We start from the raw sequence: 21,392 nt of genomic DNA, 5'->3' as shown, positions 1-21,392 counted from the left end.
TAATCAGCCAAAGCCCAACCACATCAGACCGCGGCGAACCGCTTGTCCAGATAATCAATGATCACCTTGGACTCATACATCCAGGTCGTCTGGCCATTCTCTTCGATCCGCAGGCAAGGCACCTTGATGCGGCCGCCCTGTTCCAGCAGGGTCTGGCGGTCCTGTTCGTTGTTCTTCGCATCTTTAAGCGCCACCGGTACATTAAGGCGATGCAGGGCGCGGCGGGTCTTTACACAAAACGGGCAGGCGTGGAACTGATACAGGGTCAGATCCTTGGCGGCGGCGTCGACGTGAGCCTGAGCCGCCGCGGGACGTTTTTTCTTGCCCGGGCGAGTGATGAAATCAATGAAGATAACCAGTTGGCCGAGGCCGAAACGAAGCGCTTTGACGAACACGTTGAAAGCCTCACGGTGCGAATAAAGAAAGGCGCGCAGCTTACCCGATTTTTCACGGGCGAAAAAAAACCGGCGATCAACGCCGGCTCTTTTCTGTCGCGAATTACTTGATGAGGCTGAGGAATTCGCTACGGGTTGCCGCGTTTTCGCGGAATTCACCGAGCATCACCGAAGTGATCATCGATGAATTCTGCTTTTCGACGCCGCGCATCATCATGCACATGTGTTTGGCTTCGATCACCACGGCCACGCCCAGCGCGCCGGTAACTTGCATCACCGCATCGGCGATCTGGCGGCTGAGGTTTTCCTGAATCTGCAAACGGCGGGCGTACATATCGACGATCCGCGCGACTTTCGACAGGCCCAGCACTTTGCCGCTCGGGATGTAGGCAACGTGGGCCTTGCCGATGAACGGCAGCAGGTGATGTTCGCACAACGAATACAGCTCGATGTCCTTGACCAGCACCATTTCGCTGTTGTCGGAGCTGAACAGGGCACCGTTGGTGACCTCTTCGAGCGTCTGTTCATAACCGCGGCAGAGGTACTGCATGGCTTTGGCGGCACGCTTTGGCGTGTCGAGCAGGCCCTCGCGGGACACGTCCTCGCCCAATTGGCCGAGAATCGCGGTGTAATTCTGTTCCAGGGACATGAAACTACCTGTGGGGATTTTCGCAAAGGGCAAGGGTACGGTGGCGGACACAACCCTGCAAGTTCGGTGTGACGGCTTTATTCGTCGCGACCTTCCATCATTGTCCGTTTGAGCATCACATAAACCGCGCCAGCGCCGCCGTGGCGAGCCTGGCAGGAACAGAAACCGAGCACTTGCGCATGCTGGCGCAGCCAGGTGTTCACGTGGCTTTTGATCATCGGCCGCTTGCCATCCAGGCGCACAGCCTTGCCATGGGTCACGCGCACGCAGCGGATTTCGAATTTGGTCGCTTCGGCGAGAAAGGCCCAAAGCGTCTCCCGGGCCTTTTCCACGCTCATGCCGTGCAGGTCGAGGCTGCCTTCGAACGGGATCTGCCCGACCTTGAGCTTGCGCATCTGGCTTTCCTGCACGCCGTCGCGGGACCACATCAACTCGTCTTCCGGGCCGACATCGATCACGAACTGGTCGGAGAGGCCGTCAATGATGGTGGTGTCGCTGCGCACGGTGGCGGACTGACGCAGCTTGGCGATCTGCGCGCGGTCAGCCTTGGGTTTGCCGGTGTCGGCGCGGTCGTGCTTGATCGGCTTGACGCCCTGGATCGCACTTTTGAACAGAGAAAAATCGTCGTCTTGCATGTCAGCCTCCGCGAAGGGCGGCCAGTTTACCCAAGTCGACAGAAAACGGCCCGGCTAAAAGCCAGGCCGTTGGTCAGTCATGTTTTTTCATCAGATGCGGGGACATGTTCAATTCCCGCGATTGCCGCGCACGACGGCGGCAGCGGCGCCACAGGGCAACGCCGAAATACAGAAACAGCAAACCGACTGCGAGCATGATCGCCGAGCCCAGTGGCGAGGCGTTCAGGTCACCCAGCGCTGGCGGGCGGCCGAGCAGGCTGGCGGCGCCGGCCATCGCCAGCAGCACGCCGAACGTCGCCAGAATGGCCGAGATCGCCGCGCCAAATCGAAAACGCCAGTTGCTTTGGCCTTTGGGCCGCAAACGGCGTGCGTCAAATCCATCGGATAACTTCATTCCGACCTTCCTCAATGGTATCGGCCCTTCGACCGGGAGTTGACCGGGTTGTTCCTGAGGCTATGGCATTTGCGGCAAATCAGCGGATATAGCGGATGAGCGGCGCCAACGCGCCGCTCCAAGGGCAGGATCAGATCAGATCCTGAGTCCTGGCCAGGGTGGCGAAGTTGTCGGCCATGATCGCCATTTCCGCTTCCTGCACGCGTTCGGCGCTGAGCACGCCGCCCTTGAATGGCAGGTCGCGAGTCGCACAGGCATCTTCGACCAGGGTGCAGCGGAAACCGAGGTTCTTCGCCGCACGCACCGTGGTGCTGACGCTGGAATGGCTCATGAAACCGCAAACGATCAGATCCAGTGAGCCGAGGTTCTGCAGACGCTCAAGCAGCTCTGTGCCATGGAACGCGCTCGGCAGCAGTTTGCCGATAATGGTTTCATCGCCTTGCGGTTCCAGACCGGGAATGAATTCGCCACGTTCGCCCTGGGGGTCGAACAGGCCACCAACGGTGCCGAGATGGCGCACGTGCACGATCGGCCGACCGGCGGCACGGGCAGCGGCAACCACTTGTTTGATGTTCGCGACGGCCGCGTCCATGCCGCTCAGGGCCAGTGGGCCACTGAGGTATTCCTTCTGGGCATCGATGATGACCACGGTGGCATGGCTCAGTGTGGCCGCTGCGTAACCGCGACCGCTGAGTTGAAACATCGTTTTTGGAACGGACATTCTGGGGCTCCTCGGGGTGGGGCTTTTGCGACATTGTCCTCTGGCTGAGCGGTTCTGTGAATCGCTACCATCGTAGGCGCCGTCGTTCTTGGCCTGCAGCCTTGTCAAGTTACACGTTCCGTTCAATGCCTGATGCAAAAAAAAGAAATCTCCTACCGTCGTCGCGTGGTTTTTCCTGCGTCGTCGTCGCGCGTTTTGGCTGGTAGAATCGCCAGTCGTTTTTTCTGGAGTTCTATGCCGTGATCACTTCCCGACTTCGTACCCTGCGCGACCACATCCGTTGGGCCGTCAGCCGCTTCCATGGGGAGGATCTGTTTTTCGGCCATGGCACCGACAACGCCTGGGACGAGGCGCGTCAGCTGGTTCTGGGCGCTTTGCACCTGCCGTGGGAAATCGCCGACAGCTATCTCGATTGTGCGCTGGAAGATGACGAACTGGTCAATCTGCAGCGCATGCTCAAGCGCCGTATCGAAGATCGCGTGCCCACCGCCTATCTGCTCGGTGAAGCGTGGTTCTGCGGCATGTCATTCATTGTCGATCAGCGCGTACTGATCCCGCGTTCGCCGATTGGCGAGCTGATTGAAAACCGCTTCGCGCCGTGGATCGGCAACGAACCGGCAAGGATTCTCGACCTGTGTACCGGTTCCGGCTGCATCGGTATCGCCTGTGCCTACGAGTTCCAGAATGCCGAAGTGGTGCTCGCTGATTTGTCATTTGAAGCGTTGGAAGTGGCCAACCAGAACATCGAGCGCCATGGCGTTGATGAGCGCGTCTACACGGTGCAGGGTGATGGTTTCGATGGCTTGCCGGGTCAGCGTTTCGATCTGATCGTGTCGAACCCGCCCTACGTCGACGCTGAAGATTTCGCCGACATGCCGGATGAATATCAGCACGAGCCGGAACTCGGTCTGGCCTGCGGTGATGATGGTCTGAATCTGGTTCGGCGCATGCTCGCCGAAGCAGCGGACCACCTGACCGAGAAGGGCTTGCTGATCGTCGAGGTGGGGAACAGCCAGGTGCATGTCGAGGCGTTGTACCCGGAAGTCGATTTCGCCTGGCTGGAGTTCCAGCGCGGCGGGCATGGCGTGTTCATGCTGACAGCCGAGCAGTGCCGCGCGCATCAGGCACTTTTCGCCGCTCGCGTCTGACCTCTTTAGGGACGCAGAGCGTCCCGGGCTGCATTCCCACGCAGAGCGTGGGAACGTTCGGATCGCAGCCTTCGGCAGCTCCTACAGGATGTACATGAGTCCAGTGCAGGAGCTGCCGAAGGCTGCGATCTTTTGATCTACCGGTGCGTAGCAATCCAGATCAACAACCCCGCCTGAAACACCGCAAACGCCACCAGACACGTAATGGTGAAGCGCAAACCGGCATCTTCACGCTTGAACTTGCTGACTTTCTCTTCCTGCTTCTTCAGCTTCACTTCCTGTTCGGCCAGATTCTGCTCGGCCTGCTGCAGCATCTGCGCGGCTTCCAGAATCTCGACGATCTGCAGTTTTTCGCTGTTCCAGTCACCGAGCAGATCACCGACCTGCACAGCCTTGATGCTGCCTTTCAAATGCTGCGCGTCGGCGTAAGCCACATCAAAACCGTGTACGCGCAGAAAGTGGTCACGACGCAAGCGAGTGTCCTCGTTGAGCGCGTCCTTGTTGTTCAAGTCCATGGCTTCAACGGTGTATCCCGGCCAGCGCTTCTTTGCCCAGTTGACGCCTTGCGCGGCCATGAAGCGGCCGATGCCGCGATTCAGCGGTTCAATCTGCAAGCCGCTGTCGGGACCGAAACTCACGCGTTTTGCAGCGTGGTCGACCCACACATCAAGATGATTCTGCTCTTTGCGCACGCGCTGGTTCGGCAGTTTGATCGCCATGCGCATCAGACTGCGCTCTTTGCTGTTGCGCTCGGCGTAACCGAATTCGACGAAGCGCAACGGCCGGCCACCGGTATTGCGATCGGTCTGCAGCGGCGCCAGACGGAGCATCTTGTGGTGCTCGGCCTGGACGTCCGCCCACGGCAGCTCGACTGCGGGTGGCGCATCTTTTTCGGCGCTGATGTCGGGTGAAGTCTGGGTTTCAGTCATAACGGCGAGATCCTGTCCAAGCCCTGCTTGCCGCCAGACGTTGCGCTGGCGACAAAGGCTTATCGGCCGTTTTCTGTGAGGCTGGAGGGTAAAAGGCAGTTAACTTGCACGAATTCCTTCAATAAAGTCGATCACGGCAGCGCCCAGTTCGGCGGCCAGTGGCAAATTCGGGTCCTTGTAGGAGGCCAGTTGCCGCTTCATGTCGTTGTGCACGATGCGCAGCACATGGTTCATGCCTTCGATTACCGTCAGTTGCGCGTCCGGTTTCGCTGCCTTGAGCAGCTTCGCATCCTCGGTGCCGACCTGAATGTCGTTGCTGCCCTGGACGATCAATGCCGGCATTTTCAGCTGTGCAAAAGCTTGCGCGGGATTCTGACGAAACAGTGAAATCAGATACGGCTGCACGCTCGGGCGAAAGATCACCTGTAACGGTTGCGGCACGTTGTCATCGGTGTGGCCGGCCTTGAGGCTGTCGAGCAGTTCGTTGCTGCGCAGCATCAGTGGCGGCGGCAGGCTGCGCGCCAGTTGTTCGCGAATCACCTGATCGACCGGCCGCGCACTGCCGGACAACGAGATCACCGCCGCCGCGTCCAGCTTCGGCGCAGCGAGGCTGGCGATCAGCGCGCCTTCGCTGTGGCCCAGCAGGATCAGTTTGCCGAAACGCGGGTCGGCCGTGAGTTTCTGCCCCCACGCCACGGCATCCGCCGCATAGCCTTCTACTGAAAGATTACGTTCATCAGGCGCGGCCGCCAGGCTCGCCGCGACGCCGCGCTTGTCGTAGCGCACGCTGGCGATGTTGTGTTTGGCCAGCACCCAGGCCAGACGTTTAAGGCTGTCATTGCGTCCGCCGTCCGGGTTGTTTCCGTCGCGATCTGTAGGACCTGAGCCAGAAATCATCAGAACAATCGGCACCGGGCTGTCGGACTTGGGCAGCAACAGCGAACCGAAAAGTTCGCCGTTGCCGGTGTCCAGAGTGACCGGGCGTTGCAGGACTGTCGCTTGGGCAAAGCCGGTAAAGAGGGTAAGACTCAAGATCAGAACTCGCAGCATCATCACGCCATCATTGGTCAAGGTGCCGGTTGGACTCGCCAGCACCGCTAAGGTTCGAGGATGAACTACTCGGTTAGCCTGCGTATACTGGCGCGCATCAAGAATTCGGGTTTGATTTCACGGAGCGTCCTGCATGTCCGGCAATTCCTACGGCAAGTTGTTCACTGTCACCACCGCTGGCGAAAGCCATGGTCCGGCGTTGGTCGCCATTGTCGACGGCTGCCCGCCGGGCCTGGAGATTTCCCTGGAAGATCTGCAGCGCGACCTCGATCGCCGCAAGCCGGGGACCAGCCGCCACACCACCCAGCGCCAGGAAGCCGATGAAGTCGAAATCCTCTCGGGCGTGTTCGAGGGCCGCACCACCGGTTGCGCGATCGGCCTGCTGATCCGCAACACGGACCAGAAGTCCAAGGACTATTCGGCAATCAAGGATCTGTTCCGCCCGGCTCACGCCGACTACACCTACCACCACAAATACGGCGAGCGCGATTATCGCGGCGGTGGGCGCAGTTCGGCGCGGGAAACCGCGATGCGCGTGGCGGCCGGGGCGATCGCAAAGAAGTATCTGGCCAGTCAGGGCATCGTCATTCGCGGCTACATGAGTCAGCTCGGCCCGATCGAAATTCCCTTCAAGACCTGGGATTCGGTCGAAGAAAACGCTTTCTTCAGCCCTGACCCGGACAAGGTGCCGGAGCTGGAAGCCTACATGGACCAGTTGCGTCGCGATCAGGACTCGGTCGGGGCGAAGATCACCGTGGTCGCTGAAGGAGTGATGCCCGGTCTTGGCGAACCGATTTTCGATCGCCTCGACGCCGAACTTGCCCACGCGCTGATGAGCATCAACGCGGTCAAAGGCGTGGAGATCGGCGCCGGTTTCGCCTGTGTCGCCCAGCGCGGCACCGAACACCGCGATGAACTGACGCCGCAAGGTTTCCTCAGCAACAACGCCGGCGGGATCCTCGGCGGCATCTCCTCCGGCCAGCCAATCGTTGCGCATCTGGCATTGAAACCGACCTCAAGCATCACCACGCCGGGCCGCTCGATCGACGTGAATGGCAACCCGGTCGACGTGATCACCAAGGGCCGTCACGACCCGTGCGTCGGTATCCGCGCGACGCCGATTGCCGAGGCGATGATGGCCATCGTGCTGATGGATCACCTGCTGCGTCACCGTGGGCAGAACGCCGATGTGCGCGTGAGCACGCCGGTGCTGGGCCAGCTCTGATGGCTGCGCTCAAAGCCGTCGCGGCATAACCGGCGTGGCGGCGCTTCCTTACTGGCGGCTGTCCAGTTTCTATCTGTTCTATTTCGCCTTGCTCGGTTCGACAGCGCCGTTTCTGGCGCTGTACTTCGATCACCTCGGCTTCAGCGCCGCCCGCATCGGCGAGCTGGTGGCGATTCCGATGCTGATGCGCTGTGTGGCGCCGAACATCTGGGGCTGGCTCGGCGATTACACCGGCAGGCGTCTGGCCATCGTGCGCTTTGGCGCGTTCTGCACGTTGCTGACCTTTTCGCTGATCTTCGTCAGCCAGACCTACGCCTGGCTGGCGATGGTCATGGCCCTGCATGCGTTCTTCTGGCATGCGGTGCTGCCGCAATTCGAAGTCATCACCCTCGCGCATCTGCAAGGGCAGACGTCGCGCTACAGCCAGATTCGCCTGTGGGGCTCGATCGGTTTCATCATCACCGTGGTGGTGCTGGGGCGGCTGTTCGAATGGCTCAGTCTGGACATTTATCCGGCGGCGCTGGTGTTGATCATGGCTGGCATCGTCCTCAGTAGTTTGTGGGTGCCGAATGCGCAGCCGGCGCAAGGCAGTCGGCCGGCGGGTGAGGGCTTTCTCAAGCAATTGCGCCATCCCGGCGTGTTGGCGTTTTATGCCTGCGTCGCGCTGATGCAGGTGAGCCACGGGCCGTATTACACCTTTCTGACTCTGCACCTTGAACGCCTCGGTTACAGCCGTGGCGTCATCGGCATGCTCTGGGCCGTGGGCGTGGTGGCGGAAGTGCTGATGTTCATGGCCATGAGTCGCATTCTGGCGCGATTTTCCTTGCGGCGCGTGCTGTTGGCGAGTTTTCTGCTGGCGGCGTTGCGCTGGGTGTTGCTCGGTTCGTTTGCGGAATTTCTCTGGGTGCTGTTGTTCGCCCAAGTGCTGCATGCCGCGACCTTCGGCAGTTTTCACGCGGCTGCCATCGCTTTCGTGCAACGTAGTTTTGGCGCCCGCCAGCAAGGCCAGGGCCAGGCGCTTTACGCGGCACTGGCCGGCACCGGGGGAGCGCTCGGCGCGCTGTATTCCGGTTACAGTTGGAACGCCCTCGGCCCAACATTGACGTTTAGTATCGCCAGTCTCGCAGCGCTTGCCGCTGCCGTTATCATTGCCACACGCATGCAAGAGGACAGGCCATGAGCCTTACCCGTGAACAGCTCGCCCACCAAATCGTCGACGCCGGGCGTTTTCTCTATGGCCGGGGCTGGTCGCCAGCCACCAGCAGCAACTATTCGACACGCCTGTCGCCAAGCGAAGCGTTGCTGACGGTGTCGGGCAAGCACAAGGGCCAGTTGGGTGTGGATGACGTACTCGCCACCGATCTGTCCGGCAATAGCCTGGAGCCGGGCAAGAAACCTTCCGCCGAAACCTTGCTGCACACCCAGCTCTACAGTTGGCGCGCGGAGATCGGTGCGGTGCTGCACACTCATTCGGTGAATGCCACGGTGCTGTCGCGTCTGACCCCGGAAGATTTCATCGAGTTCGAAGACTACGAATTGCAGAAAGCCTTCAGCGGCATTTCCACCCATGAATCACGGGTGCGTGTGCCGATTTTTGACAATGATCAGGACATTGCGCGCCTCGCCGCCAAGGTGCAGCCTTGGCTTGACGCTCATCCGGACTGCGTCGGTTATCTGATTCGCGGCCATGGCCTCTACACCTGGGGCGCGCAGATGAGCGATGCGCTGCGGCAGATCGAGGCTTTTGAATTCCTGTTTGAATGCGAGTTGAAAACCCGCAGCGTCATGAACCGCCAAGGCTGAGTTCACCAGAAACAGCCGTTTGCCTGATGACATGCCGCGCCCGACCGGCCTTCAAGAGCCGGACGGCGCCGCCGCTACCGAGGATTTGCCCATGAGCAGCCTGTCCGTTTATCACGTTTCCAGCCCCGAGATTCCCAACAAGGTGCTGACCCATTTCGAAGACATCGCCTCGACGCTGGCCGAGCACGGCGTGCGTTTCGACCGCTGGCAGGCCGCCGCGAAGATCCAGCCCGGCGCCAGTCAGGAAGAAGTCATCAGTGCTTATAAGGAACAGATCGACAAGCTGATGACTGAGCGCGGTTACATCACCGTCGATGTGATCAGCCTCAACAGCGATCATCCGCAGAAAGCCGAATTGCGCGCCAAGTTCCTCGAAGAACACCGCCATGGCGAAGACGAGGTGCGATTTTTCGTCGCCGGGCGTGGCTTGTTTACCCTGCACATCGACGATTACGTCTACGCCGTGCTTTGTGAGAAGAACGATCTGATCTCGGTTCCCGCCGGCACCAGGCACTGGTTCGACATGGGCGAGCATCCGCATTTCGTGGCGATCCGTCTCTTCAACAACCCGGAAGGCTGGGTTGCCAATTTCACCGGCGAAGACATCGCCGGCCGCTTTCCGCGTCTGGAGGACTGAAACCGTGTCGATCAAAGTAATTCTCACCGACATCGAAGGCACCACCAGCGCGGTGAGTTTCGTGTTCGACGTGCTGTTTCCCTACGCCGCCAAACATTTGCCGGACTTTGTGCGCCAGAACGCTTCGCGTGCTGATGTCGCCGAACAGCTCGACGCCGTGCGCCGCGACAGCTTTGAGCCGCAGGCCGATGTTGAACGGGTTGTTGAAATCCTCTTGAGCTGGATCGCCGAGGATCGCAAAGCCACGCCACTCAAGGCCTTGCAAGGCATGGTCTGGGCGCAGGGGTACCGGGCCGGGCAGTTGAAAGGGCACGTTTACCCGGATGCCGTTGCAGCATTGCAACGCTGGCATGCGGCGGGCTATCAGCTGTTTGTTTACTCGTCCGGTTCGATCCAGGCGCAGAAGCTGATCTTTGGATGCTCGGAGGCCGGGGATCTGACGCCACTGTTCAGCGGGTATTTTGATACGACATCGGGCGCCAAGCGTGAGGCGCAGTCCTATCACAATATTCAGCAGGCCGTAGGTGTCGAGGCAGACGAAATCCTGTTCCTGTCGGACATCGTCGAAGAGCTCGACGCTGCGCAGTCAGCCGGACTGAAAACCTGCGGCCTGGCGCGTGAAGGCGGGGAGTTGGCAGGGCACGTGACGGTGGACACTTTTACTGGAATCGAACCGGAAGCGTTCTGAGTCAATCCAAACGAAATGTGGGAGTGGGCTTGCTCACGAAAGCGGTGTATCAGCCAGCATCTCTGTCGGCTGATACACCGCTTTCGCGGGCAAGCCCCGCTCCCACATTTTTTTGTTTAAGGCTGATTACAGCGAGTGATAGGTCGGCAGAGCAAAACGCTGCTGGCTCTGCAGCATTGCAATTTGCGGCAGATCGCTAGCCTGTTCGGCCAGGTCACGGCGGATCGCGCTGATCGCCCACGACAGTTGGTCACCGGCATGCAGTTGCTGATACGAGAGTGCGCGTTTGAAGACTTTGCCGTCGCTGCTACGCAGAGTGAGCAGGATGCCACCGTCAGGACGTGGGGCAGTGCTGACTTCGTAGTTGGAGAACAGCGATGTAAATTTTTCTTGAATCAGGCTCATGTCATCAGCTCCGTATGTACTTGAATGGCAAGCATGCGGAGGTAGTTGCAGCGTTTGTGCCAGCATTGATGATAAATAAATCCCTTTAAAATCAGCGCCTTACAAGCAATGCATTTTGCAGGCGTCGTGCAATCTGCATGAATGGCCATCGTGCATCCTGCATTTTGCGTGATTTTTCCTGGCAGCACGGAACCAAACGTCCGTACCAGAATCAGCGCTTTCCCCACCGGTGTCTCGGGATACAAATCATTGCAAAAACCGCGTGTACAGCCCAGCGAGCGCTGACGTACTTTCCCTCTCGACCCTCGACACAAACGTCGGTCGCTGCCATTACCCGATAACAAGAACAGCGACCCGCACGCCCGGGTCGAACGGGGAGCTTTCATGCGTCATGCGCCAAGCGACACGATTACCTGGGGCATGATGCTCCGCAAGCTGCCGATGATCGCCAAGGCCATCCCCCGGGTGGTCAAAGGCATGAAGGCAGCCAACGTCACTGATCCCACCCAAACGTGTGGCTTGGGCTGGACTTTCGAGCAAGCGACGCTGCGCAATCCAGACGGCGTGGCGTTACTGCAGGATGACGTTGCATTGACCTACACTCAGGCCAACCAGTGGGCCAATCGCATCGCCCATTACCTGAGCGAGCAGGGCGTTGGCAAAGGAGATGTGGTCGCGGTTTTCATCGAGAACCGTGCGGAACTGCTGGTGACGATCCTGGCGCTGGCCAAACTCGGCGCAGTCAGTGCGCTGCTCAATACCTCGCTGATGCGCGACTCGCTTATCCACAGCATCAATCTGGTCTCGCCGGTCGCCATCGTGGTCGGCGAAGAGTTGACTGCGGCCTATGCCGGCGTGCGTGACCAGGTGTCCATCGCAGCACCGCGCACCTGGTTTGTCGCTGATCACGACACCTACAGCCATCCGGGCATCGCGCCCGAAGGTTACGTCAATCTGATCAGTGCCAGTGCCGACGCCTGCAGCGATAACCCGCCAAGCAGTGCACAGATCTTCTTCGACGATCCATGCTTCTACATCTACACCTCAGGCACCACCGGCCTGCCCAAGGCCGGGGTATTCAAACATGGGCGCTGGATGCGCAGTTCGGCGAGCTTCGGCATGATCGCCCTCGATATGCGCCCGGATGATGTCGTCTACTGCACTTTGCCGCTGTATCACGCCACAGGCCTTTGCGTGTGCTGGGGGTCGGCGGTCAATGGCGCTGCTGGCTTCGCCATCCGTCGCAAATTCAGCGCCAGCCAGTTCTGGAATGATGTGCGCCGGTATCGCGCCACCACCATCGGCTATGTCGGCGAACTGTGCCGCTACCTGGTCGAGCAACCGGCCAGCGCCGATGACAACCGTCACGAGGTGCGCCAGATGATCGGCAACGGCCTGCGCCCCGGTGCTTGGGCCGCGTTCAAGACACGTTTTGCCGTCGACCACATCTGTGAGCTGTACGCGGCGAGCGACGGCAATATCGGTTTCAGCAATATCCTCAATTTCGACAACACCGTCGGTTTCTCGCTGATGGCCTGGGAGCTGGTTGCCTACGATCACGACAGTGGCGAGCCGTTGCGCGGCGAGGATGGTTTCATGCGCAAGGCCGGCAAGGGCGAGCAGGGCCTGCTATTGGCGCGGATCGACGACAAGGCGCCGCTGGACGGCTACACCGATCCGCAGAAAACCGCCCGCGTCGTACTGCACGATGTGTTCAACAAGGGCGATCGCTTTTTCAACACCGGCGACCTGCTGCGCAACATCGGTTTCGGCCACGCGCAGTTCGTAGATCGCCTCGGTGATACCTATCGCTGGAAGGGCGAAAATGTCTCGACCACCGAAGTCGAAAACCTGTTTTTGCAGCATCCGTTGATCTCTGAAGCGGTGGCCTATGGGGTAGAAATCCCCAATACCAACGGGCGTGCGGGAATGGCGGCGATCACGCCCGCCGAATCCCTGGCCACGCTGGATTTTGCCGAACTGTTGAGTTTTGCCCGGCAACGCATGCCGGCTTATGCCGTGCCGTTGTTCTTGCGGGTGAAAGTAAAAATGGAAACCACCGGGACCTTCAAATACCAGAAGACTCGCCTGAAAAAGGAGGGCTTTGACCCCGGACTCACGGGCGATGACCCGATCTTCGCCTGGCTGCCTGGCAGCGAAACCTATGTGCATGTCAGTGAGCAAATCCTCACTGAAATTCAACAAGGCAAACATCGATATTGAGTGTGGCTATTGGGGCGCTCGGAAAAAACCAAGTGACAGCCACCGTCGCGCTCGGGAAACTGTCGGCCTTCCGATAGACCGAAAATGGAGTGCCCCATGTCCGACCAAAGCCGCCAGATGACCCCTGAAGAAGCTGCCGAATTCACTGAGCAGGTTTTCAACAAGGCGCGCGACGGTGATGCCGAAATGCTTGATCGCCTGGTCACCGCCGGGCTGCCGGTGAACCTGAAAAACAGCAAGGGCGATACGCTGCTGATGCTTGCCAGTTACTACGGCCATATCGATGCGGTGAAGGTTCTGCTTAAACACAAGGCCGATCCGGAAATGCGCAATGGCAATGGCCAGAGCCCGATTGCCGGTGCAGCTTTCAAAGGCGACCTGGCGGTAGTCAAAGCACTGGTCGAGGCGGGCGCCGAGATCGAAGGTTCCTCGTTCGATGGCCGCACGGCATTGATGATGGCGGCGATGTTCAACCGCGTTGAAATCGTCGATTACCTGATCGGCCAGGGCGCTGATCCGCAAGCCAGGGACGCCAATGGCGTAACCGCGCTGGATGCGGCGCGAACCATGGGCGCGGTGGATACCACTGCGCAGCTGGAAAAGTTGTTGGCTTGATAAACGTCAAGACATCGCAGCCTGTACTCGGTCAAACGCAGAATCTGTAGCAGCTGCCGAAGGCTGCGATGTTTTGCTTTTCTGCGCTATTCTTCGCGCCCGCAAAATCTACCTTCGCCACAGGATCCGCCCTCATGAAAGCCGCACTCGTCGAACTCATCAGCAAAATCAGCTCCGGCTGCATGGGCGAGGACGAGATCCTGAAAGTCGCCGACGAAGCCGCGCAGGCCTACGCCGATGCCGATGCGTTTCTGGCAGCCAATCCGGACATCAACTACGACGACACCTTCCCGATTCCGCTGGGTGAGTGGGTGGTGGTCGGCAGCCTGCCGGAAACCGTATTGTTCCAGGCCGACACCTACGTCGATCTGTTCGCGCAAATCGTTGCCTCGTTTGGCCCGGGTGTGGATTTCAACCTCAAATCCAAACAATTGGCCAAGACCGAAGCGCTGACTGCACTCAACCGTATCCAGGTGCAGATGAGTAGCCTGAACAAGGAAAACGGCGGTTACACGCTGATGAACTTCAGCCAATTGCTCGACGATGAGCTGCAGATGGTCCTGGTCTACGGGAACGATGTGCCGCGCGTGCTCGAGTTATGCGCCGAGATCGGCATCGCCGCTGCGCCGGCGCTGGAAGCCTTGAAGGTTGCCGTTCACGTCTGAACGCAATAAAAGGGAACCCTGCGCGCGACCGTCTATCCTAAAAGTGCATGCCACTATTCTGGAGCGACACCATGGGTTCCACGTTCAACGGTCTGATTGGTCTGATCATTCTTGCCCTCGACATCTGGGCCATCATCAACGTACTGAAAAGCGGCACCTCCACCGGGATGAAAATCGTCTGGGTGTTGCTGATCATCTTCCTGCCGGTGCTCGGCCTGATCATCTGGGCGATTGCCGGGCCACGGGGCAACGTGCGGATCTGAATCAGCTAACACCGCAATACCCTGTAGGAGCTGCCGAAGGCTGCGATCTTTTTGGGACGCAGAGCGTCCCCAGTTGCATTCCCACGCAGAGCGTGGGAACGATCAAAGATCGCAGCCTTCGGCAGCTCCTACAGGAATTGTGGTTGTGAGGTTCGACCTGTCATCTTCGGCAACGTAGAATGCGCGCCTTTCCCGGGCAATCGTCCCCACGATGACGCCCGCGCATTTATCGGAGCACCTGACCATGACCGTCACCAAGACCAGCGAGTACCTGGAAACCCTCTACGAAGGCTACGGCCAGCGTTTTCGCATGGAAAAACTGCTGCACGAAGTGCGCACCGAGCACCAGCACCTGGTGATCTTCCAGAACCCGCGCATGGGCCGGGTCATGGCGCTGGACGGCGTGATCCAGACCACCGAAGCTGACGAATTCATCTATCACGAAATGCTCACCCACGTGCCAATCCTCGCCCACGGCACTGCCAAGCGCGTGTTGATCATTGGCGGTGGTGACGGCGGCATGCTGCGCGAAGTGACCAAGCACGCCGGCGTCGAGCACATCACCATGGTCGAAATCGACGGCACCGTGGTCGACATGTGCAAGGAATTCCTGCCGAACCATTCCGCCGGTGCCTACGACGACCCGCGCCTGAACCTGGTGATCGATGACGGCATGCGTTTCGTCGCCACCACCACTGAAAAATTCGACGTGATCATCTCCGACTCCACCGACCCGATCGGCCCGGGCGAAGTGCTGTTCTCGGAGAACTTCTACCAGGCGTGCCACCGCTGCCTGAACGAAGGCGGCATCCTCGTCACCCAGAACGGCACACCGTTCATGCAGATCGACGAAGTCAAAACCACCGCCGGTCGCCTGCGCAGTCTGTTCCCGGACTGGCACTTCTACCAGGCCGCCGTGCCGACCTACATCGGCGGCTCGATGACCTTCGCCTGGGGCTCGACCAACCCGGCCTACCGCAAGCTCAGCCGTGAAACCCTGCAGCAGCGCTTCATCGGCAGCGGCATCGTCACGCGTTACTACAATCCGGAGATCCACATCGGCGCATTCGCTCTGCCGCAATACGTGCTGCAAGCAGTCAACAAGCCGAGCAACGACTAAGACGACCCTGCAAAAGTCCCTCCCTGTGGGAGCGGGCTTGCTCGCGAAGAGGCCGTGCCAGTCGACATTGATGTGACTGGCACACCGATTCTCGAGCAAGCCCGCTCGCACATTTGTCTGTGCGTTTTTCACGATCACGGCTGTAATCCTTTTGAACCAACTATCGTGCGAAAAAGTCGAGATAGAGGTAAGCCCATTTACGGGTTGATCGAGGAGGCACTGATGCAAAAGTGGAAAGTCACTTTCGTGGATGATCACGGCGAAATTGTTGATGAAGTCTTCGAACGTGAGGAATGCCCGTCCGATGATGAAGCCGCGCGGCTCATCAAGGAGCGGCTTCTTCCGGTCGCCGCCCAGCTGGATCTCAACGATCTGGAAGGGCGCACCGCCGATGCCGGGGTGAAAAACCTCAAGACCCAGAACGGCATCGAAATCCGCAGCATCACACCTGTCTGAACACTTCCTGTCATCTCGTAAACCAGACCTTGGCAGCGGCGCTCTCTTGGGGCTACTCTGCAAGCGAGATCAGCGAATGGATCGCTAAGGTCTGGTCTTGTCAGCTACATGCTTGTTTCCCGCGCGCAACCACGTTGCCGTAGTACTTAGGCCAGAAGGCCCGGGGCGGGAATACGGAAAGTCTATCCATCAATCGAGGGGGACGATTCATGAGCACAGCCTATCAAGAAGACATCAGCAGCAAGGTTCTGCGCCGCATGAAAGAAGGCGGTTTCGATTTTTCCCGGTTCCATCCCATCGAGTTCTACGCGATTTTCCCGGACGAGGAGCGGGCGCGCAGGGCAGCAGGCAAATTTCGTGGCGAGTCCATCAATGCCCAGGTCAGTGCGCGCGACGATGGTGCCTGGTCGCTGGAATTGAGCAAAGTGATGTACGCAACCTATGACGACATCGGCGATTTTGAACAGGGCTTCTCCGCCGTAGTCGAGCCGTTGGGCGGCATCATCGAGGGTTGGGGCGTGAAGCAGGAGGTGCGCAATCGTTACCGCTTGAATTGATCTTGCGCATTGTCTGTCGAGCAACGGCTGACCTTCGGGTCGGCCGTTGTCGTTTCTGGCCTGTGCACATCGCTGTGGCAAAACCCTGAAACAAGAATCCCGGGCAAAAAAAAGCCACCGGAGAGGGTGGCTAAAAGGGAAGACGGTTATGCAGTGAAGTCTTGGCGGGACGGGGCTGCCAAGGCAGTTCAGATCAATTGAGCTGGCCACGTCGCCGCGCCCTGCCGGTGAAGTTTTGCAGCGAATGCGCGGATTATCCGCAGGCGCGGCCGGGCAGTGAAATCAACTCTGACTATGCTGGTGATAGGCGATGCAATGCGTCGCAATGAAGCGGGGGCAATCGGGCCGGGGCATTTGCCGCACAGGAATGGTGCGCTGCCTTTTGCGTGGATCTACAACCGATTGATATCAAAGCGTTTATGCCGATGGCACGGGCCTTGCGAAGGCCTGTATGTCCGGAGTGACAAGGAGTACGGCATGATCCGCACCTATTTTGACGAGATGTACGATGCTGGCGGCCTGGTTCGCCCGCATTACCGGGAGTTTGCCCGTTGGCTGGCCGAGACGCCTGACGAGTTGCTCGCGCAACGCCGCCGCGAGGCCGATCTGCTGTTCCACCGTGCCGGTATCACCTTCACGCTCTATGGCGATGAGCAGGGCACCGAGCGCTTGATTCCGTTCGATACGATTCCTCGCAGCATTCCCGCCAGTGAATGGCGGATAGTCGAGCGCGGCTGTATTCAGCGGGTCAAGGCGTTGAACATGTTTCTCGGCGATCTCTACCACGAGCAGCGCATCATCAAAGCCGGGATCATTCCCGCCGAACAGGTGCTGGCCAACGAGCAATACCAGTTGGCGATGCAGGGCCTGGATCTGCACCGCGACATCTACTCGCACATCTCAGGCGTCGATCTGGTGCGCGATGGCGATGGCACTTATTACGTCCTCGAAGACAATCTGCGTACACCCAGCGGCGTGAGCTACATGCTCGAAGACCGCAAGATGATGATGCGCCTGTTCCCCGAACTGTTCGCCGCCCAGCGCATTGCGCCTATTGATCACTATCCGAACCTGCTTCTCGACACCCTGAAAAGCTCAAGCCCGATCGACAATCCCAGCGTGGTGGTGCTGACGCCGGGCCGCTTCAACAGCGCGTTTTTCGAGCACGCGTTTCTGGCGCGGGAAATGGGCGTAGAACTGGTGGAAGGCGCGGATCTGTTCGTGCGTGACGACAAGGTGTTCATGCGCACCACTGACGGCCCGAAAGCGGTCGACGTGATCTACCGTCGCCTCGACGACGCATTCCTGGATCCGCTCGCGTTCAACCCTGACTCGATGCTCGGCGTGCCGGGGCTGCTGTCCTCCTATCGCTCTGGCAATGTGGTGCTGGCCAACGCCATCGGTACCGGGGTCGCGGACGATAAATCGGTGTACCCGTTTGTCACTGACATGATCCGTTTCTACCTCGACGAAGAACCGATTCTGAAAAACGTGCCGACCTGGCAATGCCGCAATCCGTCTGAACTGTCCCACGTACTGGCCAATCTTGCGCAACTGGTGGTCAAGGAGACTCAAGGCTCCGGCGGCTATGGAATGTTGGTAGGGCCGGCCGCGACGACGGCGGAAATCGATGCCTTCCGCGAGCGCATCAAAGCCAAACCGCATGCCTACATCGCACAACCGACGCTGTCGCTGTCGACCTGTCCGACGTTTGTCGAAAACGGCATCGCGCCGCGCCATATCGACCTGCGCCCGTTCGTGTTGTCCGGGCGCGAGACCCGAGTCGTGCCCGGTGGGTTGACGCGTGTTGCGTTGCGTGAAGGCTCCCTGGTGGTGAATTCGTCTCAGGGCGGCGGCACCAAGGACACCTGGGTAGTCGAGGATTGAAGGAAGCTTGCCATGTTAAGTAGAACTGCCTCGGATCTGTACTGGATGTCGCGTTACCTGGAGCGTGCGGAGAACCTCGCGCGCATGCTCGACATCAGTTATTCGCTGTCGCTGATGCCGCAGGACGGGCGCGGCGACGGTCTGCACGAACTCGCCATGCCGTTGCTGATTACCGGCACTCTCGAGGATTACCTTGAACGCCACGGCGATCTGCACGCCGAAAGGCTGCTGCATTTCTTTGCGCTGGACGCGGCCAACCCGGCCAGCATCTACAGCTGCCTCGGCGCGGCTCGGGCCAGTGCCCATGCGGTACGCGGGCGAATTACTGCGGACATGTGGGAAAACATCAACGCGACCTGGCTGGAAATTCGCGGGATCGCCGAACAGGGCCTGAGCCGCTACGGCATGAGCCGTTTTTGCGAATGGATCAAGGAGCGTTCGCACCTGTTTCGTGGCGCGTCCTACGGCACGATCATGCGTAACGACGCGTTTCGCTTCATTCGTCTGGGCACGTTCATCGAGCGCGCGGACAACACGCTGCGTCTGCTCGATGCCCGCTACGAAATGGCCGGCGATCAGGCCGAAGCGGTCAGCGATGGCACGGCCCATGCCTATTACCAGTGGAGTGCGCTGCTGCGAGCCTTGTCGTCGTTCGAGGCCTATACCGAAATTTATCGCGATGCGCCCGGCGCCCGGCATGTCGCCGAATTGCTGCTGTTGCGCGCCGATGTGCCGCGTTCGCTGCGTGCCTGTACCGAAGAAATCGACCAGATCCTGGCGCAGTTGCCGGGCGCCAATGGCCGCCCCGCACAGCGCCTGGCGGCGGAAATGGACGCTCGCCTGCGCTACACCGGAATCAACGAGATCCTCGAAGAAGGCCTGCACGCCTGGCTGACTGAATTCATTCCGCTGGTGCGCCAGTTGGGCAACGCCATTCATAGTTCCTATCTGGAGGCTGCATGAGACTTTCCATAAGCCACGAGACCACCTATCACTACGAAGATCAGGTGCGGGCGAGCATCCAGTACCTGCGCCTGACTCCCCACGACAGCGAGCGTCAGCATGTACTCAGTTGGCAACTCGACCTGCCGCGTCCGGTGCGAGCGCAGCTCGATCCGTTTGGCAACATCCTGCATGTGCTGACCATGGACGAGCCGCACGAAGCGATCATTATTGGCGCCCGTGGTCAGGTCGATATTGATGAATTGCGCGAGGCCGAACACGAAAGCCAGTCAGCGCTGCCCTTCCTGCGCTTCACGCGGCTGACCGAAGCCGACGAAGCCCTGCGCGAGTTTGCAGAGAAAAACTGCAAGCAACGCCGTGATCGCACCGCGCTGATCGACTTGATGCATGGCCTGAATCAGTACATGACCTACACCCCTGGCTCTACCGAAGTCGACACCAGCGCCGCAGAAGCATTCGCTGGTCGCGCCGGGGTTTGTCAGGATCATACCCATGCGTTTCTGGCCTGCGCGCGCAGCCTCGGCGTGCCGTCGCGTTACGTGTCGGGTTATCTGTATAGCGAAGATTGCGAGCATCTGGCCAGCCATGCCTGGGCGGAAGCGTGGCTGGATGACGCGTGGTACAGCTTCGACGTGACCAACCAGCTGGCACGCCCCGAACGACATCTCAAACTGGCGGTGGGCCTGGATTATCTTGATGCCTGCCCGGTACGTGGCATGCGCCGGGGCGGTGGCTGCGAGCAGATGCACGCGAAGGTGTTCGTCTCGCCGACGCCGGTAATTTCCGTGCAGCAACAGTAATTGCGGGGCCCTGTAGGAGCTGCGGCACGCTGCGATCTTTTGATCTTATCTGTAAAAAACAGGATCAAAAGATCGCAGCCTCGTTGCACTCGACAGCTCCTGCAAAGTTTTCTGCTGATCAGGGTTTAACTTTGCGCCCGGCCATGTGCTTGAGATAGCCCACCAGCATTTCGAGATCCCCGTCCGGCAACACCTGCGCCGAAAACCCCGGCATCTTCGCCTGCGGCCACTGGCGCAAACTCTGCGGGTCGCGAATGTAACGCTTCAAGAAATCAGCACCGAAATACTCGGTCGGGCTATACGGAATATTCAGATCAGGCCCGAACTGCGCATCCCCGGCACCATTCAACCGGTGACACGCCAGGCAGTTTTTCTGAAACAAGGCAAAACCCTGATTCACCGGATCATCGGCCTTCAAGGCACGATCCGGCAGCAGGGCAGGGAAGCGCTGGGCCACTGGCGCCATCAACTTGATGCTGGCGACTTCGAACGGCCACTGTTCGGGGCTGATATTGCCGGCATGCGGATCAGTCCAGACCAAATAGAACGGCCCGGCGCTATGCTTGCCCGCCGACAACGGTGGCCACGGCTGCGCCGGATCCTCGATTGCCAGCCATGCTCGTGCGCCGTCCCTGTCAAGCAACGGCGCAGCCGCCAATTCTGCGGCAAAGCCGTCCAGCGCCACCGCTTGCAAGTGATCTTCGGGCTTGACGCCGATCAGCAGCGCTGCCACAGGCACAACTTGATAGGTCATGTCTTTTTTGTAGGAAACATCATTGTTGATCGTGAGGGTTTGCACTTGAGGATGCTTGAGTAATTCCTCGGTCTGCCAGGTGCGGCTGTTTGCGCCTAACTGCAGGTCCAGTTGTGCGGCAGCCAAGGGCAAGCTCAGCAGCATGGCCGCGAGCGCAATGAGCGTTTTCAAATGATCGCCGTCCATGTCGTGGAAGTGCGCGAAGGTTGGCACAACCACGCTGGCCCGGGTAGCGGGCCAGTCACATTTTCAGTGGCGATATACAGCACGCGCCGCTTGAGTCAGCCGATGACCTTGGTCAGATTCGGCAAGATCAACAACAGCGTCGTGGCAAAAAGAATGAGTCCTGCTTGACGTACTTTCGGTTGTTTGAACATGGCTTGACCGCCTTTATTGTTATTTCCTGATGC

Annotated in this window: 26 protein-coding genes; 16 read left to right on the top strand and 10 right to left on the bottom strand. The window is 59.4% G+C overall.

Going from position 1 to position 21,392, the window contains the following annotated elements; all coding sequences use genetic code 11:
* Positions 1-23: 23 nt before the first annotated feature.
* The 5 genes from ACP7D9_RS27980 to ACP7D9_RS27960 all read right to left on the bottom strand — a co-directional run bounded on the left by ACP7D9_RS27980 (position 24) and on the right by ACP7D9_RS27960 (position 2,794).
* Positions 24-395 carry a glutathione S-transferase N-terminal domain-containing protein gene (locus ACP7D9_RS27980; RefSeq protein ID WP_426160262.1) on the bottom strand — a complete coding sequence of 124 codons (372 nt, stop codon included), beginning with the start codon at positions 393-395 and terminating at the stop codon, positions 24-26.
* 103 nt (positions 396-498) lie between these two features.
* The gene (gene folE / locus ACP7D9_RS27975; RefSeq protein ID WP_003442011.1) at positions 499-1,044 is read right to left on the bottom strand and encodes a GTP cyclohydrolase I FolE; all 546 of its coding nucleotides are present in this window, start codon (positions 1,042-1,044) and stop codon (positions 499-501) included.
* A 77-nt stretch (positions 1,045-1,121) separates the two neighbouring features.
* Positions 1,122-1,679 (bottom strand): Smr/MutS family protein, encoded by a 558-nt coding sequence (locus ACP7D9_RS27970; RefSeq protein WP_016773770.1) that lies wholly within the window; start codon positions 1,677-1,679, stop codon positions 1,122-1,124.
* Between the two features lie 73 nt (positions 1,680-1,752).
* Complete coding sequence (locus ACP7D9_RS27965) at positions 1,753-2,073, bottom strand: hypothetical protein (protein WP_016773771.1); 321 nt, start codon at positions 2,071-2,073, stop codon at positions 1,753-1,755.
* A 130-nt stretch (positions 2,074-2,203) separates the two neighbouring features.
* A complete protein-coding gene (locus ACP7D9_RS27960; protein WP_101157477.1) occupies positions 2,204-2,794 on the bottom strand; it encodes a cysteine hydrolase family protein in 591 nt (196 codons plus the stop codon).
* A 239-nt stretch (positions 2,795-3,033) separates the two neighbouring features.
* Here ACP7D9_RS27960 and prmB point away from each other — a divergent pair, with 239 nt between their 5' ends.
* Positions 3,034-3,942 carry a 50S ribosomal protein L3 N(5)-glutamine methyltransferase gene (gene prmB / locus ACP7D9_RS27955; protein WP_101157475.1) on the top strand — a complete coding sequence of 303 codons (909 nt, stop codon included), beginning with the start codon at positions 3,034-3,036 and terminating at the stop codon, positions 3,940-3,942.
* Positions 3,943-4,079: 137 nt separating this feature from the next.
* On the opposite strand, the gene ACP7D9_RS27950 is transcribed toward prmB, so the two are convergent.
* Together ACP7D9_RS27950 and ACP7D9_RS27945 are read right to left on the bottom strand one after the other, a co-directional pair.
* Complete coding sequence (locus ACP7D9_RS27950; protein WP_426160240.1) at positions 4,080-4,871, bottom strand: hypothetical protein; 792 nt, start codon at positions 4,869-4,871, stop codon at positions 4,080-4,082.
* Between the two features lie 99 nt (positions 4,872-4,970).
* Positions 4,971-5,924, bottom strand: coding sequence for an alpha/beta hydrolase (locus ACP7D9_RS27945; protein ID WP_426160239.1), 954 nt, complete (start codon positions 5,922-5,924; stop codon positions 4,971-4,973).
* A 130-nt stretch (positions 5,925-6,054) separates the two neighbouring features.
* Between ACP7D9_RS27945 and aroC the strand changes: the two genes are divergently transcribed.
* The 5 genes from aroC to mtnC all read left to right on the top strand — a co-directional run bounded on the left by aroC (position 6,055) and on the right by mtnC (position 10,274).
* A complete protein-coding gene (aroC, locus tag ACP7D9_RS27940; RefSeq protein WP_426160238.1) occupies positions 6,055-7,146 on the top strand; it encodes a chorismate synthase in 1,092 nt (363 codons plus the stop codon).
* Positions 7,147-7,180: 34 nt separating this feature from the next.
* Entirely contained in the window at positions 7,181-8,326 is a 1,146-nt protein-coding gene (locus tag ACP7D9_RS27935) for an MFS transporter (protein ID WP_426160237.1), read from the top strand.
* Positions 8,323-8,949: a methylthioribulose 1-phosphate dehydratase gene (locus ACP7D9_RS27930; RefSeq protein WP_426160236.1), complete on the top strand. Its 627-nt coding sequence runs from the start codon at positions 8,323-8,325 to the stop codon at positions 8,947-8,949. Before ACP7D9_RS27935 ends, ACP7D9_RS27930 begins: the two co-directional genes overlap by 4 nt.
* 91 nt (positions 8,950-9,040) lie before the next feature.
* The gene (locus ACP7D9_RS27925; RefSeq protein WP_426160235.1) at positions 9,041-9,586 is read left to right on the top strand and encodes a 1,2-dihydroxy-3-keto-5-methylthiopentene dioxygenase; all 546 of its coding nucleotides are present in this window, start codon (positions 9,041-9,043) and stop codon (positions 9,584-9,586) included.
* Between the two features lie 4 nt (positions 9,587-9,590).
* Complete coding sequence (gene mtnC / locus ACP7D9_RS27920; protein WP_426160234.1) at positions 9,591-10,274, top strand: acireductone synthase; 684 nt, start codon at positions 9,591-9,593, stop codon at positions 10,272-10,274.
* A 126-nt stretch (positions 10,275-10,400) separates the two neighbouring features.
* On the opposite strand, the gene ACP7D9_RS27915 is transcribed toward mtnC, so the two are convergent.
* Both ACP7D9_RS27915 and ACP7D9_RS27910 read right to left on the bottom strand, forming a co-directional pair.
* A complete protein-coding gene (locus ACP7D9_RS27915; RefSeq protein ID WP_426160233.1) occupies positions 10,401-10,679 on the bottom strand; it encodes a DUF3509 domain-containing protein in 279 nt (92 codons plus the stop codon).
* A complete protein-coding gene (locus ACP7D9_RS27910) occupies positions 10,676-11,065 on the bottom strand; it encodes a hypothetical protein (RefSeq protein ID WP_426160232.1) in 390 nt (129 codons plus the stop codon). The genes ACP7D9_RS27915 and ACP7D9_RS27910 overlap by 4 nt, the downstream gene beginning before the upstream one ends.
* On the opposite strand from ACP7D9_RS27910, the gene ACP7D9_RS27905 reads away from it, so the two are divergent.
* The 10 genes from ACP7D9_RS27905 to ACP7D9_RS27860 all read left to right on the top strand — a co-directional run bounded on the left by ACP7D9_RS27905 (position 11,064) and on the right by ACP7D9_RS27860 (position 20,228).
* A complete protein-coding gene (locus ACP7D9_RS27905; protein WP_426160231.1) occupies positions 11,064-12,902 on the top strand; it encodes a long-chain-acyl-CoA synthetase in 1,839 nt (612 codons plus the stop codon). The genes ACP7D9_RS27910 and ACP7D9_RS27905 overlap by 2 nt on opposite strands.
* A 96-nt stretch (positions 12,903-12,998) precedes the next feature.
* A complete protein-coding gene (locus ACP7D9_RS27900; RefSeq protein ID WP_101157462.1) occupies positions 12,999-13,517 on the top strand; it encodes an ankyrin repeat domain-containing protein in 519 nt (172 codons plus the stop codon).
* A gap of 134 nt (positions 13,518-13,651) precedes the next feature.
* Complete coding sequence (locus ACP7D9_RS27895; protein ID WP_101157460.1) at positions 13,652-14,182, top strand: hypothetical protein; 531 nt, start codon at positions 13,652-13,654, stop codon at positions 14,180-14,182.
* Positions 14,183-14,253: 71 nt separating this feature from the next.
* Positions 14,254-14,445 (top strand): PLDc N-terminal domain-containing protein, encoded by a 192-nt coding sequence (locus ACP7D9_RS27890; protein WP_101157458.1) that lies wholly within the window; start codon positions 14,254-14,256, stop codon positions 14,443-14,445.
* Between the two features lie 244 nt (positions 14,446-14,689).
* Positions 14,690-15,565 (top strand): polyamine aminopropyltransferase, encoded by an 876-nt coding sequence (speE, locus tag ACP7D9_RS27885; RefSeq protein ID WP_016773785.1) that lies wholly within the window; start codon positions 14,690-14,692, stop codon positions 15,563-15,565.
* A gap of 222 nt (positions 15,566-15,787) precedes the next feature.
* The gene (locus ACP7D9_RS27880) at positions 15,788-16,021 is read left to right on the top strand and encodes a hypothetical protein (protein ID WP_041479357.1); all 234 of its coding nucleotides are present in this window, start codon (positions 15,788-15,790) and stop codon (positions 16,019-16,021) included.
* Between the two features lie 209 nt (positions 16,022-16,230).
* The gene (locus ACP7D9_RS27875; RefSeq protein WP_101157450.1) at positions 16,231-16,578 is read left to right on the top strand and encodes a ribonuclease E inhibitor RraB; all 348 of its coding nucleotides are present in this window, start codon (positions 16,231-16,233) and stop codon (positions 16,576-16,578) included.
* A gap of 477 nt (positions 16,579-17,055) precedes the next feature.
* Positions 17,056-18,465, top strand: coding sequence for a circularly permuted type 2 ATP-grasp protein (locus ACP7D9_RS27870; protein WP_426160230.1), 1,410 nt, complete (start codon positions 17,056-17,058; stop codon positions 18,463-18,465).
* A 12-nt stretch (positions 18,466-18,477) separates the two neighbouring features.
* A complete protein-coding gene (locus tag ACP7D9_RS27865; RefSeq protein WP_101157446.1) occupies positions 18,478-19,428 on the top strand; it encodes an alpha-E domain-containing protein in 951 nt (316 codons plus the stop codon).
* Positions 19,425-20,228, top strand: a complete 804-nt coding sequence (locus ACP7D9_RS27860; protein ID WP_397479568.1) for a transglutaminase family protein — start codon at positions 19,425-19,427, stop codon at positions 20,226-20,228. The genes ACP7D9_RS27865 and ACP7D9_RS27860 overlap by 4 nt, the downstream gene beginning before the upstream one ends.
* 118 nt (positions 20,229-20,346) lie before the next feature.
* On the opposite strand, the gene ACP7D9_RS27855 is transcribed toward ACP7D9_RS27860, so the two are convergent.
* A complete protein-coding gene (locus ACP7D9_RS27855; RefSeq protein WP_313005679.1) occupies positions 20,347-21,168 on the bottom strand; it encodes a c-type cytochrome in 822 nt (273 codons plus the stop codon).
* Between the last annotated feature and the right edge of the window lie 224 nt (positions 21,169-21,392).

This window comes from Pseudomonas sp. TSRC2-2, from assembly GCF_049897785.1.
Classification (GTDB): domain Bacteria; phylum Pseudomonadota; class Gammaproteobacteria; order Pseudomonadales; family Pseudomonadaceae; genus Aquipseudomonas.
The sequence above is the reverse complement of the archived record's forward strand: the minus strand, read 5'-3'. Positions and strand labels throughout refer to the sequence as shown.

Coding starts and splice junctions, on each gene's coding strand:
- folE (WP_003442011.1), bottom strand. CDS start 1,044: ATGTCCCTGGAACAGAATTACACCGCGATTCTCGGCCAATTGGGCGAG.
- ACP7D9_RS27970 (WP_016773770.1), bottom strand. CDS start 1,679: ATGCAAGACGACGATTTTTCTCTGTTCAAAAGTGCGATCCAGGGCGTC.
- ACP7D9_RS27965 (WP_016773771.1), bottom strand. CDS start 2,073: ATGAAGTTATCCGATGGATTTGACGCACGCCGTTTGCGGCCCAAAGGC.
- ACP7D9_RS27960 (WP_101157477.1), bottom strand. CDS start 2,794: ATGTCCGTTCCAAAAACGATGTTTCAACTCAGCGGTCGCGGTTACGCA.
- ACP7D9_RS27950 (WP_426160240.1), bottom strand. CDS start 4,871: ATGACTGAAACCCAGACTTCACCCGACATCAGCGCCGAAAAAGATGCG.
- ACP7D9_RS27945 (WP_426160239.1), bottom strand. CDS start 5,924: ATGATGCTGCGAGTTCTGATCTTGAGTCTTACCCTCTTTACCGGCTTT.
- aroC (WP_426160238.1), top strand. CDS start 6,055: ATGTCCGGCAATTCCTACGGCAAGTTGTTCACTGTCACCACCGCTGGC.
- ACP7D9_RS27930 (WP_426160236.1), top strand. CDS start 8,323: ATGAGCCTTACCCGTGAACAGCTCGCCCACCAAATCGTCGACGCCGGG.
- ACP7D9_RS27925 (WP_426160235.1), top strand. CDS start 9,041: ATGAGCAGCCTGTCCGTTTATCACGTTTCCAGCCCCGAGATTCCCAAC.
- ACP7D9_RS27915 (WP_426160233.1), bottom strand. CDS start 10,679: ATGAGCCTGATTCAAGAAAAATTTACATCGCTGTTCTCCAACTACGAA.
- ACP7D9_RS27905 (WP_426160231.1), top strand. CDS start 11,064: ATGCGTCATGCGCCAAGCGACACGATTACCTGGGGCATGATGCTCCGC.
- ACP7D9_RS27910 (WP_426160232.1), bottom strand. CDS start 11,065: ATGAAAGCTCCCCGTTCGACCCGGGCGTGCGGGTCGCTGTTCTTGTTA.
- ACP7D9_RS27900 (WP_101157462.1), top strand. CDS start 12,999: ATGTCCGACCAAAGCCGCCAGATGACCCCTGAAGAAGCTGCCGAATTC.
- ACP7D9_RS27895 (WP_101157460.1), top strand. CDS start 13,652: ATGAAAGCCGCACTCGTCGAACTCATCAGCAAAATCAGCTCCGGCTGC.
- ACP7D9_RS27890 (WP_101157458.1), top strand. CDS start 14,254: ATGGGTTCCACGTTCAACGGTCTGATTGGTCTGATCATTCTTGCCCTC.
- speE (WP_016773785.1), top strand. CDS start 14,690: ATGACCGTCACCAAGACCAGCGAGTACCTGGAAACCCTCTACGAAGGC.
- ACP7D9_RS27880 (WP_041479357.1), top strand. CDS start 15,788: ATGCAAAAGTGGAAAGTCACTTTCGTGGATGATCACGGCGAAATTGTT.
- ACP7D9_RS27875 (WP_101157450.1), top strand. CDS start 16,231: ATGAGCACAGCCTATCAAGAAGACATCAGCAGCAAGGTTCTGCGCCGC.
- ACP7D9_RS27870 (WP_426160230.1), top strand. CDS start 17,056: ATGATCCGCACCTATTTTGACGAGATGTACGATGCTGGCGGCCTGGTT.
- ACP7D9_RS27865 (WP_101157446.1), top strand. CDS start 18,478: ATGTTAAGTAGAACTGCCTCGGATCTGTACTGGATGTCGCGTTACCTG.
- ACP7D9_RS27860 (WP_397479568.1), top strand. CDS start 19,425: ATGAGACTTTCCATAAGCCACGAGACCACCTATCACTACGAAGATCAG.
- ACP7D9_RS27855 (WP_313005679.1), bottom strand. CDS start 21,168: ATGGACGGCGATCATTTGAAAACGCTCATTGCGCTCGCGGCCATGCTG.